Raw genomic sequence first — 17,014 nt, 5'->3', positions numbered from 1 at the left:
CCGGCTTTTTCAAGGTCATCGCGATGATATCGGCTTATTGGGCCGGGGCGGGTGCGGCCGGAGCCGCGGGCGCGGCAGGCTTGGCCGGCGCGGCGCCCTCGGCCGGTTTCGCCGGGGCGGCGCCATCCGCGGGCGCGGTCGCATCGGCCGCCGCCCCCGGCGCCGGCAACGGCTTGGGATTGTCCGACAGCGTGCGCAGATAGGCGATCACGTTGGCGCGGTCTTCTTCCTTCGGCAGGCCGGCGAAGCCCATCGCCGTGCCTTTCACGTCTTTCTTGGGCGACGTGATGAAGTGGTTGAGGTTATCGTAGGTCCACTTCTCGGTGCCGCCCTTGGAATATTCCTTCATGCCCGCCGAATAGGCGAAGCCCTCGTGAGAGGCGACCGGACGGTCGACGACGTCCCACAGATCGGGGCCGACCTTGTTCGGACCGCCCTTTTCGCCGGAATGGCAGGCTTGGCATTTCTTGAAGATGGCCGCGCCCTGTTCGACACTCGCGTTGGCCAGAAGATCGGCGATCGGCTTTTCGGCTGCTGCCGGAGCGGCGGGGCCGCCTTCGGCGGGCTCGGCGGCCTCGATGGCGAAGCCGGGCTTTTCCGGAGCGGGCGAGGCAAACAGCGCGTCCGACACGATGCCGACCGAGAAGACCACGAAAACGGTTCCGAGCAATCCGGCGAGCAGCTTGTTGACTTCGTTGGAATCCATACGCCCCTTGCTCCCTTTTCCGGCGGACCGATCCGTCCACTCCGTCCGTCGGTATCGAGACCTGCCCTCCAGAGCCGGTCAAATCGCGCGGAAACTAGGTCTTTTGCTTGGGCGTTGCAACACCTATAAGGGCGCTTCCAGTGAGACCTTTTGCCACTTTCCCCCTCCTCTTTTCGAACGCCTCGCCATACCGATGTCCACCTTGATCCTGATCCCGGCCCGCATGGCCTCGACCCGCCTGCCGGGCAAGCCGCTGGCCGACATATCAGGCGCGCCGATGATCGTGCATGTTGCCCGCCGCGCGGCCGAGGCCGGCCTTGGCCGCGTCGTGGTGGCGACCGACACGCAAGGCGTGGCGGACGCGGTGCGCGAGCATGGTTTCGAAGCCGTGATGACGCGCATGGACCATGAATCGGGTTCCGACCGCATCCACGAGGCGCTGCTCGCGCTCGACCCGCAACGCAAGGTCGAAACCATCGTCAACGTACAAGGCGACCTGCCGACCATCGATCCCGGCATCATTATCGCCTCGCTCAGGCCGTTCGAGGACGAGGCGGTCGATATCGCTACGCTCGGGGTCGAGATCGTCCGCGACGAGGAAAAGACCAATCCCAATGTCGTCAAGATCGTCGGTTCGCCGCTGTCCGACACCAGGCTGAGGGCGCTTTATTTCACCCGCGCCACCGCGCCGTGGGGCGAGGGGCCGCTCTACCACCATGTCGGCCTCTATGCCTATCGTCGCGCCGCGCTGGAACGCTTCGTCGCGCTGAAGCCGTCGCCGCTGGAGCGCCGCGAGCGGCTGGAGCAGCTGCGGGCGCTGGAAGCCGGCATGCGCATCGACGCCGAAATCGTCCAGTCGCTGCCGCTCGGCGTCGATACGCCGGAAGACCTGGAACGCGCCAGAACCATCCTTTCAAACTGAATCTCTTCGAACAGAGCCTTTGGATCGAGTATCGGCATGCCTGAAAAGACCAACAGAATATCCTTCCAGGGCGAGCCGGGCGCCAATTCCGACACTGCCAGCCGCAACGTCTATCCCTCGATGGAGCCGTTGCCGTGCCCGACCTTCGAGGATGCGTTCAACGCCGTCGAGACCGGCAAGGCCGACCTCGCCATGATCCCGATCGAGAACACTATTGCCGGGCGCGTCGCCGACATCCATCATCTGCTGCCGGAATCGAAGCTGCACATCATCGGCGAATACTTCCTGCCGATCCATTTCCAGCTGATGGTGCTGCCCGGCGTCAAGCGCGACGAGATCAAGACCGTGCACAGCCACATCCACGCGCTTGGCCAGTGCCGCAAATACATCCGCAAGAATGGCTGGAAGGCGATCGTCGCCGGCGACACGGCGGGTGCGGCCAAGATGGTTTCCGAGGTCAAGGACCGTACCATGGCCGCGCTGTCGCCGAGACTGGCAGCAGCGCTCTACGGGCTCGATATCATCGAGGAAAATGTCGAGGACACAGATTCCAACGTCACCCGCTTCGTCGTCCTGACCAAGAACAAGCAATGGGCCGAGCGCCCGTCGCCGGACGTCAAGATGATGACCACCTTCATCTTCCGCGTCCGCAACGTGCCGGCCGCGCTCTACAAGGCGATGGGCGGCTTCGCCACCAACGGAATCAACATGACCAAGCTGGAGAGCTACCAGCTGGGCGCTTTCACCGCGACGCTGTTCTACGCCGACATCGAGGGCCATCCCGACGATCCGCTGGTAAAGCTGGCCTTGGACGAACTGCGCTTCTTCTCGCGCGAGGTGCGCATCCTCGGCGTCTATCCGGCCAGCGAGTCGCGCGAGCAGTGGAAGGTGGCGGATTAGGGTGTGTCGCCCAAAACTGCGCAGCGGTTTTGGGGACGACGACATGCAATGACTTGGACCTATCCCTGGAAGTCCCGCGGGTTTACGAGTGCCACTCCAGTTCCCTCGAAATCCCCGATGTTGCGCGTCACCAGCGTCATGCGCCGGGTGAAGGCCATGGCTGCGATATAGGCGTCATTGATCGGTTTGGGATTGGGCACATGCCATTGGGCCGCCTGAACGGCCGCCGCCTCGTCCAGAGACAGGATTCGACCGGAAAATGTTGTGAGAACCGCGTTTTCCAACCAATTGCGCAGCACTTTGCCCGCAATGGCATCATGATATTCCATTCCACCAGTCGTACACCAATCTCCAGTTCGTGCAGGACCACGGAGGAGATAAAGGTTCGGCAGGATCGACGGTCTCGTTCCATAGCACGACATTGGGATGCGCCCTGCCGCTCGCTACCTTTCGCAGTTCGTACACGACATTGGTATCGAGCAACAGCATCAGGACAAGTCTATTGGCTTGGCATGTTCTGTGCGGGGCGGGAGCGGCAAATCAAGGCCTCCAGCTTCCGGCGCAGCTAGCATGTCGCCGAGCGATCGCGTTTTGCCGGTGAGCCGTTTGTACTCCTCGAACGATAAGAGGACATGCACTGGCCGCCCTCTGTCGGTGATGATCACGGGTCCTTCCTTGGCGGCGCGTTTTGCACGGCCAAGGTCCTGATTGAGCTCGCGGCCCGAAAGCGTGGTGACGATCATATCAGCCTCGCAAAAAATGTAGTTGCGTAACTACATTCAATCCGCTTGAGCAGGAATTGCAAGGTTCGGACCTCGAGTGGCAACTGTCGACCACGACCGGGACTGGATGTCGTGCGCTTCTAAATCACCGCGCCAAGCGGCACATAGTCGATCTCCATGAAGGTCTCGACTTCCGGCATCCAGCGGTCGCGCACGAAGGCGACGTGATCGGGATGGTCGTTGTACCTGGTATAGGCGGCCTGGTCGGCGAACTCCATCGAGAAGCCGAACTGATAATCGTTCTTGGGGCTGACCTGCCGCAATTGCTCGAAATGCGTGACGCCCCGGATCCCGGTGAGGATTTTCTTGGCGTCGACGAGGAATCGCTTTTCCTCCAGCGAGTGCGGCGGATGTTTCAGCGTGAAGACGACGGTGTGACGGATCATTTGTCTCTCCTGCAATGACTTTCAGTGTTGGCTATTCGCTGTCGACCCAGGCGCGGATGAGGTGATGCGCGATGGCGCCTTTCGGCGGCGTGATCAGATTGCCGGGGTGTTCCCTGGCCAGCATCAGGCTGACCTCGTCGCGGGCAAACCAGCGGCAGTCTTCCAGTTCGTCGAGGTCGGCCTGGATGTCCTCGTTGAGCGGCTCGCCGAAGCAGCCGATCATCAGCGAATAGGGAAACGGCCAGGGCTGGCTGGCGTGGTAGACGACGCGGCCGAGCCGGATCCCGGCCTCCTCCAGCGTTTCGCGGCGCACCGCGGCCTCGATCGTCTCGCCCGGCTCGATGAAGCCGGCCAGGGCCGAATACATGCCCGGCGCGAAATGCCGGCCGCGCCCGAGCAGGCATTTCTCCCGCGTCGCCGTCAGCATGATCGCCACCGGGTCGGTGCGCGGAAAATGTTCTGTGGCGCAATTCGGGCAATGGCGCTTGTAGCCGCCGGCCCGCATCTGCGATTCTGTACCGCATTTGCTGCAGAAACGATGGCTTGCATGCCAGGCAAGCAGGGCGGCCCCTTGCGCCATCGCGCCGGCCGCCGCCTCGTCGATCAGCCCTTGCATGTACACCGAGCGGTAATCGATAGCCTTGACGGTTTCGGGCAGTTGTTCGGCGTCGAGACCGGCCGGAACAGCCAGCACGGGTCCTCGTTCGGAAAAGCCGAGCAGGACGCCTCGGGCGAGGAAGGGCAGGAACGGCTCACTCTCGGCGATGCCGAACCAGGGATCGAGACCGACGCCATCGCCGAGCTTCAGATAGAGCCGGCCGCTACTCATCAGGAGCAGCCGCGTCGTCGGATCGGCGAGCGCCTTGTCGACCGAATCGTCGGCGCGGTTCTCCGATTGCCGGTCGATCGTATTGCCGGCAAAGCCGACGAACTGGCTCGGCTCGCGCAAGGGCGCGTCAAACAGGTGGAAGCTCATGTGGACCATGATGTTTCGGGATGGACAGGAGCAAGGCTTATAGCGCCGCCTTTATCGTTTGGGCAAACCGGCGCAATTCGGAACGCTCATAGGGCTCGCGCAACCCGTGTCCCCACACCGGGCCGGGCCAGCCGGCGTCGTGTTCCGAACGGGCGACGACGTGGACATGCAGCTGGCGCACGATGTTGCCGAGCGCGCCGGTGTTGATCTTGGTGCAGCCGGTCACCTTCTTCAGCGCCTGCGCCACCATATTGGTCTCGAAGGTCAGCATCGTCTGGTCGAGCGGGGTCATGTCGTGGATTTCCTCCACGCCCGGCCGCTGCGGCACCAAAAGCAGCCATGGCCAGCGGCGATCGTTCATGACCCGCAATTCGCACAGCCCAAGCCACATCAACTGCTCGCTGTCCGCCTCCAGCCGGGCGTCCAGCGTGAATCCGGCCTTCAGGCCCGGCAACATAGGCGTTTCCCTTGCTGATCGTGTTTTTCTCAAACTCATGAACGCTAGAGCGGCTGCACCGGGGCCGCAAGCGAATCTCGTGGTCCGTGGTGCCTATTTGCCTGTGCTCTTGCATTTCATCTCCGAATTGCCGATATGGACAGCGGGAGGTTGGTGGTGGACGATCCACTCGCCAACCGGGTCAGGTCCGGAAGGAAGCAGCCCTAACGAGCCCGGAACGGGTCATTGTTCCAGCCTCCCACCTCATCGGACCCTCTCGCGACATTGACGACGCATTGCAGCGCGGGCGAGACTATGCGCAGGAATCGGCCGCTTTCGAACGCGGCCTTTTGGAGCTTTACGGGCGAATGAGCGAAGCCGGAAATTCGGGGCCGAATAGCCTGGAGAATGGCAAGGCCGGCGCCTATCGCGTGCTGGCGCGCAAATACCGTCCTTCGAACTTCTCCGAGCTGGTCGGCCAGGAGCCGATGGTGCGTACGCTCACCAATGCCTTCGCCACCGGCCGCATCGCCCAGGCCTGGATGCTTACAGGCGTGCGCGGCGTCGGCAAGACCACGACCGCGCGCATCCTGGCGCGGGCGCTGAACTACAAGACCGCCACATCGGACCAGCCTTCGGTCGACCTTGCCGTGCTTGGCGAGCATTGCCAGGCGATCATGGAAGGCCGCCATGTCGACGTCATCGAGATGGACGCCGCCTCCCATACCGGCATCGACGACATCCGGGACATCATCGAGCGCGTGCGTTACGCGCCGGTCTCGGCCCGCTACAAGGTCTACATCATCGACGAAGTTCACATGCTGTCGACGCAGGCCTTCAACGGCCTGCTGAAGACGCTGGAGGAACCACCTCCGCATGTGAAATTCATCTTCGCCACCACCGAAATCCGCAAGGTTCCGATCACCGTCCTGTCGCGCTGCCAGCGCTTTGATCTGCGGCGCATCGACGCCGGCGCGCTGGTCGCGCATCTCTCCTCGATTTCGGCCAAGGAAGGCATTTCGGTCGACGACGACGCGCTGGCGATGATTGCGCGCGCCGCCGAGGGCTCGGCCCGTGATTCGCTCTCCATCCTCGATCAGGCGATCGCGCATGGCGCCGGCTCCGTCAGCGCCGACGCGGTCCGCGCGATGCTGGGCCTGGCCGACCGCGCCCGCATCGTCGACCTGTTCGAACATGTCATGAAGGGCGACGTGGCGGCGGCCCTGGCCGAATTCCGCGCGCAATACGATACCGGCGCCGACCCGGCCGCCGTGCTGACCGACCTTGCCGAGTTCAACCATCTCGTTACCCGGTTGCGTTTCGTGCCGACCGCCGTCGACGATGCGGCGCTGTCGCAGGACGAGCGCCAGCGCGGCGCGGATTTCGCCAGGGCGCTGTCGGTCCGGGTGCTGTCGCGGACGTGGCAGATGCTGCTCAAGGGCATTCCGGAGGTGCAGTCCTCGAACCGGCCGGTCAGTGCGGCCGAGATGGTGCTGATCCGGCTGGCGCACGCCGCCGACCTGCCGACGCTGGACGAGGCGCTGCGATCATTGGAAGGCACAGCACCTGTTCAAAATGGCGCTTCGCGCCCGAACGGGGCTCCCGCGGCTCCCGGCACCGGCGGTGGCGCCAGCGCCGTGGCGCAGACGCGCATGCCCGGCGGATCGGGCGGTGCGCAGACGATGCGGCTGGTCGAAGCCACGCCTGCTCCCGTCGCCTTCGTTGCTCCCCCGCAACCGGTGCCGGAGACGCAGCCGGTACCGTTGAAATCGCTGGCCGACATCATTGCCCTTGCCGACGCCCAGCGCGACATCGCCTTCAAGGTGCTGGTCAAGCGCTGCATTCGTCTCGTGCGTATCGAGCCCGGCCGTATCGACGTCAGCCTTACCGAGGATGCGCCCAAGCTGCTGCTCAACGATCTGACGACGAAACTGCGCGCCTGGACCGGCCGCAGCTGGCTGGTGTCGCTGTCGAAGGAGGAGGGCGGCCAGACGCTGGCCGAGATGGAATCGACCAAGCGCGAGAACGCGTTTCTCGATGCCAAAAGCGATCCGACCGTGGCCGCTATCCTGGCCCGCTTTCCCGGCGCCAAGATCATCGACGTGCGCATTCCCGATGCCCCGGAAGCCGACGCCGACGAAGCCGAAGTGCCGGTCGAGCCGCCGGCGGACGACGACGAGACCTGATCCAGCCACGAACCCGCAAAGGACCCCGACCATGAAAGATCTTCTCGGCCTGATGGGCAAGGCGAAGGAAATGCAGGCCAAGTTCCAGGCCATGCAGGACGAGATCGCGACGCTGGAAGCGTCCGGCCAGGCCGGCGGCGGCCTTGTCAGCGTCACGCTGACCGGAAAATTCGAGATGAAGTCGCTGAAGATCGATCCGTCCCTGTTCAAGGAGAACGATGTCGAGATCCTTGAGGACCTGCTTTTGGCAGCGCACAACGACGCCAAGGTGAAGGTAGAGCAGATCATGCAGGAAAAGACCAAGGCGCTGACCGCCGGCCTGCCGATTCCGCCGGGAATGAAATTGCCCTTCTAGCGTTCGGTGCGTCCATGCCCGAAGAGCCGTCCGAAAGACTGATCGAGCAACGCATCCGCAACAGGATCTACGACATTCTGGAGATCCTTGCCGATTGCGACGCCGGCGTCGATCTCGTCGGCATCAAGGGCTACTTCTATCTGTTCGAGGACTTCGTGCATCGCCCCTCCATCGAGGCCGGCACGTCGGCGCTTCGAGGCGCGAACGAGCGATCGTGCTCGATATCGCCGAATTGCTGGAGGCGGCCAGCGAAACGAATCCCGATTTCACCAGGGCCGAGTTCATCGACAGCGACTGGCCGGCAAAGATCGCGCCGGTGGCCAGGGAGGCGCGGGCGCTGTTTCTCGGTCGCGGCCTGTTTTCGGAGAAGATCGAAGAGGTCGAGCCTGGTCAGCCGGCCACGATTGCGGCCTTGCGGTAACCGGAAAAAGCCATCTATCTGTGCCAAATCGGCAACAGTGGGCCATTAATAACGTTTTAGCCATCATTTCGCCTGAAAGTGTCTCATTCTTGCCGCAGCCTGGGGGCGGGCACTGGAAGTGAGAGGGTTACCTGTTGATTGCCACGCGATGGAAGACGCCGCTGTTGCTCGGCGTCGTTACGTCTCCCTTGTTTTTGGCCGCTTGCAGTCAGACCACTTCGCACGGCATGTCCGTCGCCAGTCTGACCGACGCCATCACGCCCAGTTTCCTCAGCTCGCGAGCTTACAGCCACACGCCGAAGGACAAGGAATGCCTGGAAAGGGCGATGTTCTTCGAGTCCAACCGGTCGAGCCGCGACGGCATGATCGCCGTCGGCACGGTGGTGATGAACCGGCTGCGCTCCGGAAATCACGGCAGCACCATTTGCGAAGTGGTGGGTGAGCGCGGGCAGTTCGCGCCGGGCGTCATGACCAGACCGATGAATTCGCGGGCGATGCCCGATGTCGAGGAAGCCGCCGACGCCGTGCTCAAGGGCGAGCGCAAGGCCAAGCTCAAGAACACGATGTATTTCCAAACCGCCGGGCTGCGCTTCCCTTACAACAACATGCACTACACCATGGTTGCCGGCGGCAATGCCTTCTACGAGAAGCGCGGCCGCAACTGGCAGCCGCTGCCGGATGAGCCGACGGTCGCTATTGCTTCGGCGACGCCCGAAACGGTGAAGCCGGCCACTTCAGCAACGATGGTTGCTTCGGCGGAGCCGGCGCGTTCGGACAATAAGCTTGTCCGCACTGCTCCGGCACAACAACAGGCCTATGTGACTGCCGCGGCGGAACCGGTGCGCTCATCCAAGATCGTCCCTACCCAACTGACCTATGTGACAGCCGCCGTGGCGCCGACGGCGAAGTCCGGGCGTGTCTCGGTGAAACCGACAATGGTCGCGATGCAGGAGCCTATGGAGGAACCGGATGCCGCCCGTTTTGGCGGAATCTTGAACAGCCGGGTCATCAGTTCTGTCCAAGACGCGCCGCAAGAGGCGTCAATGAGTTTCCAGTCGACGCCTGAGAACACCGACGCCATCGGCGCGATGATCGTCAGCCAGGGCCGGCCGCTGGAAACCAACTGATCTCCGCACTCCAATGGTCCGCCCAATGCTCCGCCGGCCCGATATGACGGGTCGTGCGGACGGGGCATGTTCCAAAGCGCTCTGAAAAATCCTAGATCAGAGCGATGTCCAAGCGAATCGCCGGTCCCGAGATCGAACGCCTGATCCAGCTCCTGGCCAAGGTGCCGGGGCTTGGGCCCCGCTCCGCCAGGCGCGCCGCACTTCATCTGATCAAAAAGAAGGAGCAGTTGCTGTCGCCGCTCGCCGTCGCCATGGGCGAGGCCGCCGACAAGGTGCGCATCTGCTCCACCTGCGGCAATGTCGATACGTCCGACCCCTGCATGATCTGTACCGACCCGCGCCGCGACGCCGCCACGCTGATCGTCGTCGAGGACGTGTCCGATCTCTGGGCGCTGGAGCGGGCAGCGGCGATGAATGTCCGCTACCACGTGCTCGGCGGCACGCTGTCGCCGCTCGACGGCATCGGTCCCGACCAGCTCAACATCCGCTCACTGGTCGACCGCGTCGCCGGCGGCGAGGTCAAGGAGATCATCCTTGCCGTCAACGCCACGGTCGAGGGCCAGACGACCGCGCATTACCTCACCGATCAACTGTCCGGTTTCGAGGTGAAGATAACACGGCTGGCGCATGGCGTGCCGGTCGGTGGCGAACTCGACTATCTCGACGAAGGCACGCTGGCCGCCGCACTGCGCTCGCGGACGGCGTTTTGACGGGGTTGGGGGGATGCTTGTCACGATGATCCCGCATCCTCAAAAGTTAGCGTTCTGTGGCGCCCCCCTCTGTCCTGCCGGACATCTCCCCCTCAAGGGGGGAGATTGGCAGCTTTGCAGCAGGCATTTCCTTTTCAACGCCGGTGTTTGGCGAAGGCAGAGACAACAGTCGATCTCCCCCCTTGAGGGGGAGATGGCCGGCAGGCCAGAGGGGGGCGCCACAGAACGCGGCCTCCGCAAGTTCTGCTTTGCGTTTTTCCTAACTGCATTGGCTCTCCTCCTCCTCATCACCCTCGCCTCAGCCGCCAAGATCGACGACCAGTTCCGCACCTGGCTCCAAACCGATCTCTGGCCCGACGCCAAGGCCAAAGGCATCTCCAAAAACACCTTCGCCGCCGCCTTCGACGGCGTGAAGCCCAATCTCAAGCTGCCCGACCTGGTCATGCCCGGCGAGAAGGCGACGACGCCGCAGAAGCAGCACCAGGCCGAATTCGGCTCGCCCGGCGCCTATTTCGCCGAGAAGACGATTGGTGCGGTGACATCGGGCGGACGGACGCGCGAAGCCGCCAATGCCAGGACCATTGCCGCAATAGAAAAGCGTTATGGCGTGCCGGGCGAGATCCTGTTGGCGATCTGGGGTCGCGAGACCGGCTTCGGCGCGGCGAAGATGCCTTACGATGCCTTCGAGGTGCTCGGCACCAAGGCATTCATGTCGACCAGGAAGGATTTCTTCCGCACCGAGCTTCTGGCGGCGCTCGAGATCGCCGAGCGCGGACTGGCTCCGGTCAATGCCATGAAATCGTCCTGGGCCGGCGCGCTCGGCCAGCCGCAGTTCATGCCGACCTCGTTCCTGAAACATGCGGTGGATTTTGATGGCGACGGCCGCGTCGACATCTGGAACTCGACGCCGGACGTTCTGGCCTCGATCGCCAATTACCTCGTCCACTATGGCTGGGTGAAGGGACGGGGCTGGGGTTTCGAGGTCACCGTGCCTGCGAGCGTCTCCTGTTCGCTTGAAGGCCCGGACCAGGGCAAGTCAATTTCGCAATGGGCCGATATGGGCATCAGGCGCGTCGGCGGAAAGGCGTTTCCGGCGAGCGAGTTGAAAGCCGAAGGGTTTCTGCTGATGCCTGCCGGGCGCAGCGGCCCGGCCTTCATCGCCACGCCCAATTTCTACGTGCTGAAGCAATACAACACCAGCGACCTTTACGCGCTGTTCATCGGCCACGGCGCCGATCGCATCGCCTACGGCGACTCGAATTTTGCCGGCAGTTGGGGCGCGGTCGGAGGGCTCCACCGCTCCGACATTGCCGCGCTGCAGCGAGCACTGGAGGCCAAGGGCTACGATGTCGGCAGCGCCGACGGGCTGCCCGGCTTCAAGACGCGCCGCTCGATCGGCAAATGGCAGGCCAAGAATGGCGAGGCCGCTACCTGCTTTCCCGATGCGGGCCTGGTCGCCGCGCTGAAGTAGCTGGCGATTCAATTAGCCGGCGTATGCATCGACGCATCACGGCTCATTCTGGCCCAATACGCTGCCGTGCAAATGCTCGTTGCCGGTTGGCAGGCTGCCGGATAGGGTGTTGACCAACTGGACAAAAACCACGACGGTAAGCAGTTGGGGGTCCATGTTGCTGACCCCAAAGAATGCTCCACCCTGAGCCGGGAACTCAGGTAACCAACAAAACAGGGAACGATCACGATGATGATGGAAAAACTTGCTCTTCGCTCTCGTAGCTTGCTTGCGGGGGCGGCGGTCTCCGCGCTGCTCATCGGCATCGCACCGGCTTTCGCGGTCACGCCGGCGGACACGCTGGTCGAAGGCTTCGCGATCGACGACATCATCTCCATGGACCCGGGCGAGGCGTTCGAATTGTCGACCGCCGAGGTCACCGGCAACACCTATGACCTGCTGGTCCGTCTCGACCTCAGCGACACGTCCAAGGTCAAGCCCGATCTCGCCGAAAGCTGGACGATCTCGGACGACGGCCTCACCTACACGTTCAAGCTCAAGCCGGGCCTGAAATTCGCCTCCGGCAACCCGATTACCGCGTCCGACGTCGCCTATTCATTCGAGCGCGCCGTCAAGCTCGACAAGCCGCCGGCTTTCATCATCAATCAGTTCGGCCTCACCGGGGACAATGCCGCCGAGAAGGCCAAGGCCGTCGACGACACCACCTTCCAGTTCACCGTCGACAAGGCCTACGCGCCGAGCTTCGTGCTGAATTGCCTGTCGGCCACGGTCGCTTCGGTGGTAGACGCCAAGCTGGTCAAGGAACATGTCGCCCCGGTAACGCCGAGCGCCGACTACAAATGGGACAACGACTTCGGCAATGCCTGGCTGAAGACCGGTTACGCCGGTTCAGGCGCCTTCAAGCTGCGTGAGTGGCGCGCCAATGAGGCCGTCGTGCTCGAGCGCAACGACAACTACAATGGCGAGAAAGCCAAGCTTGCCCGGGTCATCTACCGCAACATGAAGGAAAGCTCGGCCCAGCGCCTGGCGCTCGAGGCCGGCGACATCGACGTTGCCCGCAACCTCGAGCCGAACGACCTCGACGCCATCGCCAAGAATGCCGATCTGACGTCCACCAGCGCCCCCAAGGGCACGGTCTACTACATCAGCCTCAACCAGAAGAACCCGAATCTCGCCAAGCCCGAGGTGCGCCAGGCGTTCAAGTATCTGGTCGACTACGACGCGCTGAGCTCGACCATTCTCAAGGGCATCGGCGAGATCCACCAGACCTTCCTGCCCAAGGGCGTGCTCGGCGAGCTGGACGAGAATCCGTTCAAGCTCGACGTCGCCAAGGCCAAGGAACTGCTGGCCAAGGCCGGCTTGGCCGACGGCTTCAGCGTAACCATGGACGTCCGCACCGGCCAGCCGACCACCGGCATGGCGGAATCGATCCAGCAGACGCTGGGACAGGCCGGCATCAAGCTGGAGATCATTCCGGGCGACGGCAAGCAGACGCTGACCAAATACCGCGCGCGCAATCACGACATCTATATCGGCCAATGGGGCCAGGACTATTTCGATCCCAACTCCAATGCGCAGACCTTTGCCTCCAACCCGGACAATTCGGACGAAGGCAAGACCAAGACGCTGGCCTGGCGCAATGCCTGGGACATTCCGGATCTGACCAAGCAGACGGAAGCGGCTCTGCTCGAAAAGGACGCGGCCAAGCGCGCCGCGACCTATCAGGACCTCGAGAAGAAGATTCTCGACACCAGCCCGTTCGTCGTCATCCACCAGCAGCTCGAAGTGGCCGGCCTGCGCAAGAACCTCAAGGGCTTCGCGCTCGGCCCGAGCTTCGATACCAACTTCGTCGGGCCGGTTTCCAAGGAATAGTGCCCGCGGACACGCCGCATGAGCGCGGTTGAAAGCCAAATGATGGCCGGGCGCGGCAGCGCCCGCGCCGTTGCCATTTTCTCGTCGATCGGCCGTTTCCTGGTCATCGCGGTGACGACCTATCTTGGTCTTCTCGCGGTTACTTTCTTCATCGGCCGCGTCATCCCGATCGACCCGGTCCTGGCCGTGCTCGGCGACCGGGCGCCCGCCAATGTCGTCGAACGAACGCGCCGCGAAATGGGTCTCGACCTGCCGCTGATCGAGCAGTTCTATATCTATCTGAAGCATGCGCTGAGCGGCGATTTCGGCATTTCCGTGCTGACCACCAATCCCGTCATGACCGACATCCGCCGCGCCCTCCCGGCAACGACGGAACTGGCGACGCTGGGGACACTGATCGGTGCGCTGTTTGGCGTTCCGCTTGGTGTGCTGGCCGCGGTCCGGCGCGGCAGCATCATCGACCAGATCGTGCGCGTCATCGGCCTGATCGGCTATTCCGTGCCGATCTTCTGGCTCGGCCTGCTTGGGCTGGTCCTGTTCTATGCCAAGCTGCAATGGGTGGCGTTCCCGGCTCGGCTGGACGTCGTCTACGAATACACTTTCACGCCGATCACCGGCTTCTATCTTCTCGACGCTGCCATGCAGGGGCAATGGGATGTCTTTTACGACGCCTTCCGTCACATCATCCTGCCGGCCTCGCTGCTCGGCTATTTCTCGCTCGCCTATATCAGCCGCATGACGCGCTCGTTCATGCTCAACGAACTCGCCCAGGAATATATCGTCGCCGCGCGCGCCAAGGGTCTGTCGGAGCGCCGCATCATCTGGGCCCACGCGCTGCGCAACGCGGCCGTGCCGATGGTGACGGTGATCGCGCTCTCCTATGCCGGGCTGCTCGAGGGTTCGGTGCTGACCGAGACCGTCTTTTCCTGGCCGGGCATCGGCCTCTACATCACCAATTCGTTGCAGAACGCCGACATGAACGCGGTGCTCGGCGGCACCATCGTCATCGGCTCGGTGTTCATCGCCATCAATCTCCTGTCCGACCTGCTGTATCGGGTGCTCGATCCGAGGACCAAGGTTCGATGAGCAGAGGTATCGCACTTTCGGGCTTGGCTGCGGCCAGTCACCCCCACTCTCCTCCGGACGGGGTAGAGGTGGTCCGCGAAGCAGACCCGAGTGGGGGCCGACGGCTTCAAAAGGCATTGTCATGACCGCCTCCGACGCCGGCCCTCTCTCCCGTCGCGAATGGTTGCTGTCGGAGCGGCCGGCATCGCGTATGCAAGCCAGGCTCGGCCGCGCCTATATCGCGTGGCGGCGCTTTTCAGCCAACAGGCTGGCTTTTCTCGGCCTGCTGATCATCATCGCGCTGCTGGTGATAGCTGCCCTTGCCGGCGTGCTGGCACCCTATTCACCGACCATTGGCGACCTGAAGAACGCGCGGCTGCTGGCGCCGAGCGCCGAGCACTGGTTCGGCACCGATGATCTCGGCCGCGATATCCTGTCGCGCATCCTCTACGGCTCACGCTGGACCCTCTACGTGGTCATTCTGGTTGCCATCATCGCAGCACCCATCGGTCTCCTGGTCGGCACCGTCGCCGGCTATGCCGGTGGCTGGACCGATGCCATCCTGATGCGCATCACCGACATCTTTCTCGCCTTCCCCAAGCTGATCCTGGCGCTGGCCTTTGTCGCCGCTCTCGGTCCCGGCATCGAGAACGCGGTGCTGGCCATCGCCATCACCTCCTGGCCGCCCTATGCCCGAATTGCCCGTGCCGAAACCCTGACCGTGCGCAATTCCGATTACATCAAGGCGGTGCAGCTGATGGGCGCCTCGCCTTTCCGCATCGTGCTGCGCCACATCATGCCATTGTGCATATCCTCGCTGATCGTAAGGGTGACGCTCGACATGGCTGGCATCATCCTGACCGCCGCCGGTCTCGGCTTTCTTGGCCTCGGCGCGCAGCCGCCGCTGCCGGAATGGGGCACGATGATCGCCTCCGGCCGCCGCTTCGTGCTCGACCAATGGTGGGTGGCTGGCGCGCCGGGCTTCGCCATCCTGATCGTCAGCCTCGGTTTCAACCTGCTCGGCGATGGCCTGCGCGACGCGCTCGATCCGCGGAGCGGTGATCAATGAGCACGCTTCTCGAGGTCGACGATCTTCGGGTCGATTTTCCGACCCGCACCGGCCTGGTCCAGGCCGTGCGCGGCGTTTCCTTCACGCTCGGCCGCGAACGGCTGGGTATCGTCGGCGAATCCGGCTCCGGCAAATCGCAGACCGGCCGCGCCATCATGGGGCTGACGCCGCCGCAAGCACGGATATCGGCGAACAAATTGGCCTTCGACGGCATCGACCTGCTCGGCGTCTCGCCACGCGAACGCTGGGCGTTGCGGGGAAACCGCATCGCCATGATCCTGCAGGATCCGAAATACTCGCTCGACCCGGTGATGAGCATCGGCCGGCAGATCGTCGAGACCTTGCGCACACATGAGAAGGTCTCCAAGGCCGAGGCCCGCGATCGCGCGCTGACCATGCTGGAGGCGGTGCAGATCCGCGATCCCCGGCGCGTCTTCGACCTGCATCCGCACGAGGTGTCGGGCGGCATGGGCCAACGCGCCATGATCGCCATGATGCTCATCGCTGGACCGGAAATGATGATCGCCGACGAGCCGACCTCGGCGCTAGACGTCACCGTGCAGCTCGACGTGCTCGGCATTCTCGACAGGCTGGTCGGCGAGCGCGGCATGGGGCTGATCTTCATCTCGCACGATCTGCGCCTGGTCTCGTCCTTCTGCGACCGCGTCATCGTCATGTATGCCGGCAAGGTGGTCGAGCAGCTCAAGGCGTCCGAACTCGGCCAGGCCCAGCATCCCTACACGCGCGGCCTGCTCAACTGCATGCCCAAGATCGGCGCCGACCGTCACCCCCTGCCGGTGCTCGACCGCAAGCCGGAGTGGGCGGCATGACGTCCGCGATCGCCGTCGATCAGCTGGAGGTGATCTTCGACCGCTTTCGCGCGCTGAGGGGCGTCAGCCTGGACGTGCAGCCTGGCGAATCCTTCGGCCTTGTCGGCGAATCCGGCTCCGGCAAATCGACGCTGCTGCGCGCGATCGCCGGTCTTGCGCCGGTCGCCTCGGGCAGCATCACCGTCAACGGCAAGGCGCTTGGCGCACGCCGCGACAAGGCGTTTTACCGCGAAGTGCAGATGGTCTTCCAGGATCCGTACGGCTCGCTGCATCCGCGCCAGACCGTCGACCGCCTGCTGCAGGAGCCGCTCGCCATCCACGGTTTTGCCGACGGCGAAAAGCGCATCCAGCGGGCGCTCGACGAAGTCGGTCTCGGCAATGGTTTCCGCTTCCGCTACGCGCACCAATTGTCGGGTGGCCAGCGCCAGCGCGTGGCGATCGCGCGTGCGCTCATCCTCGAACCGTCGGTCCTGCTGCTCGACGAGCCGACTTCGGCGCTCGATGCCTCGGTGCAAGCCGAGGTGCTCAACCTGCTTGAGGAGGTCCGCCGGCGGCGCAAGCTGACCTTCCTGATGGTCAGCCATGACCTCGCCATCATCACCCATATGTGCGAGCGGCTGATGGTGATGCAAAGCGGCGAAGCCGTGGAGAATTTGGCGGCGAACGACCTTGTCGAGCGCCGTGTTGCCAAGGATTATACGCGCAATCTGCTCAGGGCGAGCGACGGGTTTGTGAGAACGTAGCTGAATTTCCCACGTCGCGTTCCGTCGCGCCCCCCTCTGCCCTGCAGGGCAGAGGGG

Annotated in this window: 19 protein-coding genes, 1 other RNA gene and 1 pseudogene; 14 read left to right on the top strand and 7 right to left on the bottom strand. The window is 63.5% G+C overall.

Annotated features, from left to right (window positions below):
* Positions 1–34: 34 nt before the first annotated feature.
* Positions 35–706, bottom strand: a complete 672-nt coding sequence (locus tag NKJ26_RS04045) for a c-type cytochrome (RefSeq protein WP_352693890.1) — start codon at positions 704–706, stop codon at positions 35–37.
* Positions 707–899: 193 nt separating this feature from the next.
* Between NKJ26_RS04045 and NKJ26_RS04040 the strand changes: the two genes are divergently transcribed.
* The gene (locus NKJ26_RS04040; protein WP_352693888.1) at positions 900–1,628 is read left to right on the top strand and encodes a 3-deoxy-manno-octulosonate cytidylyltransferase; all 729 of its coding nucleotides are present in this window, start codon (positions 900–902) and stop codon (positions 1,626–1,628) included.
* A gap of 36 nt (positions 1,629–1,664) precedes the next feature.
* The gene (locus NKJ26_RS04035; RefSeq protein ID WP_032919796.1) at positions 1,665–2,528 is read left to right on the top strand and encodes a prephenate dehydratase; all 864 of its coding nucleotides are present in this window, start codon (positions 1,665–1,667) and stop codon (positions 2,526–2,528) included.
* 59 nt (positions 2,529–2,587) lie between these two features.
* Here NKJ26_RS04035 and NKJ26_RS04030 read toward each other — a convergent pair.
* The 5 genes and pseudogenes from NKJ26_RS04030 to NKJ26_RS04010 all read right to left on the bottom strand — a co-directional run bounded on the left by NKJ26_RS04030 (position 2,588) and on the right by NKJ26_RS04010 (position 5,129).
* Positions 2,588–3,017: pseudogene (locus NKJ26_RS04030) on the bottom strand (type II toxin-antitoxin system VapC family toxin).
* Positions 3,017–3,271 carry a type II toxin-antitoxin system Phd/YefM family antitoxin gene (locus NKJ26_RS04025; protein WP_352604850.1) on the bottom strand — a complete coding sequence of 85 codons (255 nt, stop codon included), beginning with the start codon at positions 3,269–3,271 and terminating at the stop codon, positions 3,017–3,019. Before NKJ26_RS04025 ends, NKJ26_RS04030 begins: the two are co-directional and overlap by 1 nt.
* A 119-nt stretch (positions 3,272–3,390) precedes the next feature.
* The gene (locus NKJ26_RS04020; protein ID WP_352693885.1) at positions 3,391–3,696 is read right to left on the bottom strand and encodes a Dabb family protein; all 306 of its coding nucleotides are present in this window, start codon (positions 3,694–3,696) and stop codon (positions 3,391–3,393) included.
* 31 nt (positions 3,697–3,727) lie between these two features.
* Positions 3,728–4,672: an NAD(+) diphosphatase gene (gene nudC / locus NKJ26_RS04015; protein WP_352694268.1), complete on the bottom strand. Its 945-nt coding sequence runs from the start codon at positions 4,670–4,672 to the stop codon at positions 3,728–3,730.
* Positions 4,673–4,709: 37 nt separating this feature from the next.
* The gene (locus tag NKJ26_RS04010; protein ID WP_027026650.1) at positions 4,710–5,129 is read right to left on the bottom strand and encodes an HIT domain-containing protein; all 420 of its coding nucleotides are present in this window, start codon (positions 5,127–5,129) and stop codon (positions 4,710–4,712) included.
* A gap of 145 nt (positions 5,130–5,274) precedes the next feature.
* On the opposite strand from NKJ26_RS04010, the gene ffs reads away from it, so the two are divergent.
* The 3 genes from ffs (at position 5,275) to NKJ26_RS03995 (ending at position 7,649) form a co-directional block, all read left to right on the top strand.
* Positions 5,275–5,371: signal recognition particle sRNA small type (gene ffs, locus NKJ26_RS04005), an RNA gene on the top strand.
* A gap of 105 nt (positions 5,372–5,476) precedes the next feature.
* The gene (locus tag NKJ26_RS04000; RefSeq protein ID WP_352693883.1) at positions 5,477–7,294 is read left to right on the top strand and encodes a DNA polymerase III subunit gamma/tau; all 1,818 of its coding nucleotides are present in this window, start codon (positions 5,477–5,479) and stop codon (positions 7,292–7,294) included.
* Positions 7,295–7,325: 31 nt separating this feature from the next.
* Positions 7,326–7,649, top strand: coding sequence for a YbaB/EbfC family nucleoid-associated protein (locus NKJ26_RS03995; RefSeq protein ID WP_352693881.1), 324 nt, complete (start codon positions 7,326–7,328; stop codon positions 7,647–7,649).
* Here the strand turns inward: NKJ26_RS03995 and NKJ26_RS03990 are convergent.
* A complete protein-coding gene (locus NKJ26_RS03990) occupies positions 7,646–7,810 on the bottom strand; it encodes a hypothetical protein (protein WP_352693879.1) in 165 nt (54 codons plus the stop codon). The two genes, NKJ26_RS03995 and NKJ26_RS03990, sit on opposite strands and share 4 nt — an antisense overlap.
* 53 nt (positions 7,811–7,863) lie before the next feature.
* On the opposite strand from NKJ26_RS03990, the gene NKJ26_RS03985 reads away from it, so the two are divergent.
* The 9 genes from NKJ26_RS03985 (at position 7,864) to NKJ26_RS03945 (ending at position 16,957) form a co-directional block, all read left to right on the top strand.
* Complete coding sequence (locus NKJ26_RS03985; protein WP_352693877.1) at positions 7,864–8,070, top strand: hypothetical protein; 207 nt, start codon at positions 7,864–7,866, stop codon at positions 8,068–8,070.
* A 134-nt stretch (positions 8,071–8,204) separates the two neighbouring features.
* Positions 8,205–9,197 carry a cell wall hydrolase gene (locus tag NKJ26_RS03980; protein ID WP_352693875.1) on the top strand — a complete coding sequence of 331 codons (993 nt, stop codon included), beginning with the start codon at positions 8,205–8,207 and terminating at the stop codon, positions 9,195–9,197.
* Between the two features lie 104 nt (positions 9,198–9,301).
* Complete coding sequence (gene recR / locus NKJ26_RS03975) at positions 9,302–9,907, top strand: recombination mediator RecR (RefSeq protein ID WP_352693873.1); 606 nt, start codon at positions 9,302–9,304, stop codon at positions 9,905–9,907.
* Positions 9,908–10,100: 193 nt separating this feature from the next.
* A complete protein-coding gene (locus NKJ26_RS03970) occupies positions 10,101–11,378 on the top strand; it encodes a lytic murein transglycosylase (RefSeq protein WP_352693871.1) in 1,278 nt (425 codons plus the stop codon).
* Between the two features lie 228 nt (positions 11,379–11,606).
* Positions 11,607–13,250, top strand: a complete 1,644-nt coding sequence (locus NKJ26_RS03965) for an ABC transporter substrate-binding protein (RefSeq protein ID WP_352693869.1) — start codon at positions 11,607–11,609, stop codon at positions 13,248–13,250.
* A gap of 18 nt (positions 13,251–13,268) precedes the next feature.
* Positions 13,269–14,336 (top strand): ABC transporter permease, encoded by a 1,068-nt coding sequence (locus NKJ26_RS03960; RefSeq protein ID WP_352693867.1) that lies wholly within the window; start codon positions 13,269–13,271, stop codon positions 14,334–14,336.
* 121 nt (positions 14,337–14,457) lie between these two features.
* Positions 14,458–15,384, top strand: coding sequence for a nickel transporter permease (nikC, locus tag NKJ26_RS03955; RefSeq protein ID WP_027026640.1), 927 nt, complete (start codon positions 14,458–14,460; stop codon positions 15,382–15,384).
* Complete coding sequence (locus NKJ26_RS03950) at positions 15,381–16,214, top strand: ABC transporter ATP-binding protein (protein WP_352693865.1); 834 nt, start codon at positions 15,381–15,383, stop codon at positions 16,212–16,214. Before nikC ends, NKJ26_RS03950 begins: the two co-directional genes overlap by 4 nt.
* Positions 16,211–16,957 carry an ABC transporter ATP-binding protein gene (locus NKJ26_RS03945; RefSeq protein ID WP_352693863.1) on the top strand — a complete coding sequence of 249 codons (747 nt, stop codon included), beginning with the start codon at positions 16,211–16,213 and terminating at the stop codon, positions 16,955–16,957. Before NKJ26_RS03950 ends, NKJ26_RS03945 begins: the two co-directional genes overlap by 4 nt.
* Positions 16,958–17,014 lie beyond the last annotated feature (57 nt).

This window comes from Mesorhizobium sp. M0152 (genome assembly GCF_040322415.1).
Lineage (GTDB): Bacteria > Pseudomonadota > Alphaproteobacteria > Rhizobiales > Rhizobiaceae > Mesorhizobium.
This window is presented reverse-complemented; position numbering and strand designations above follow the sequence as displayed.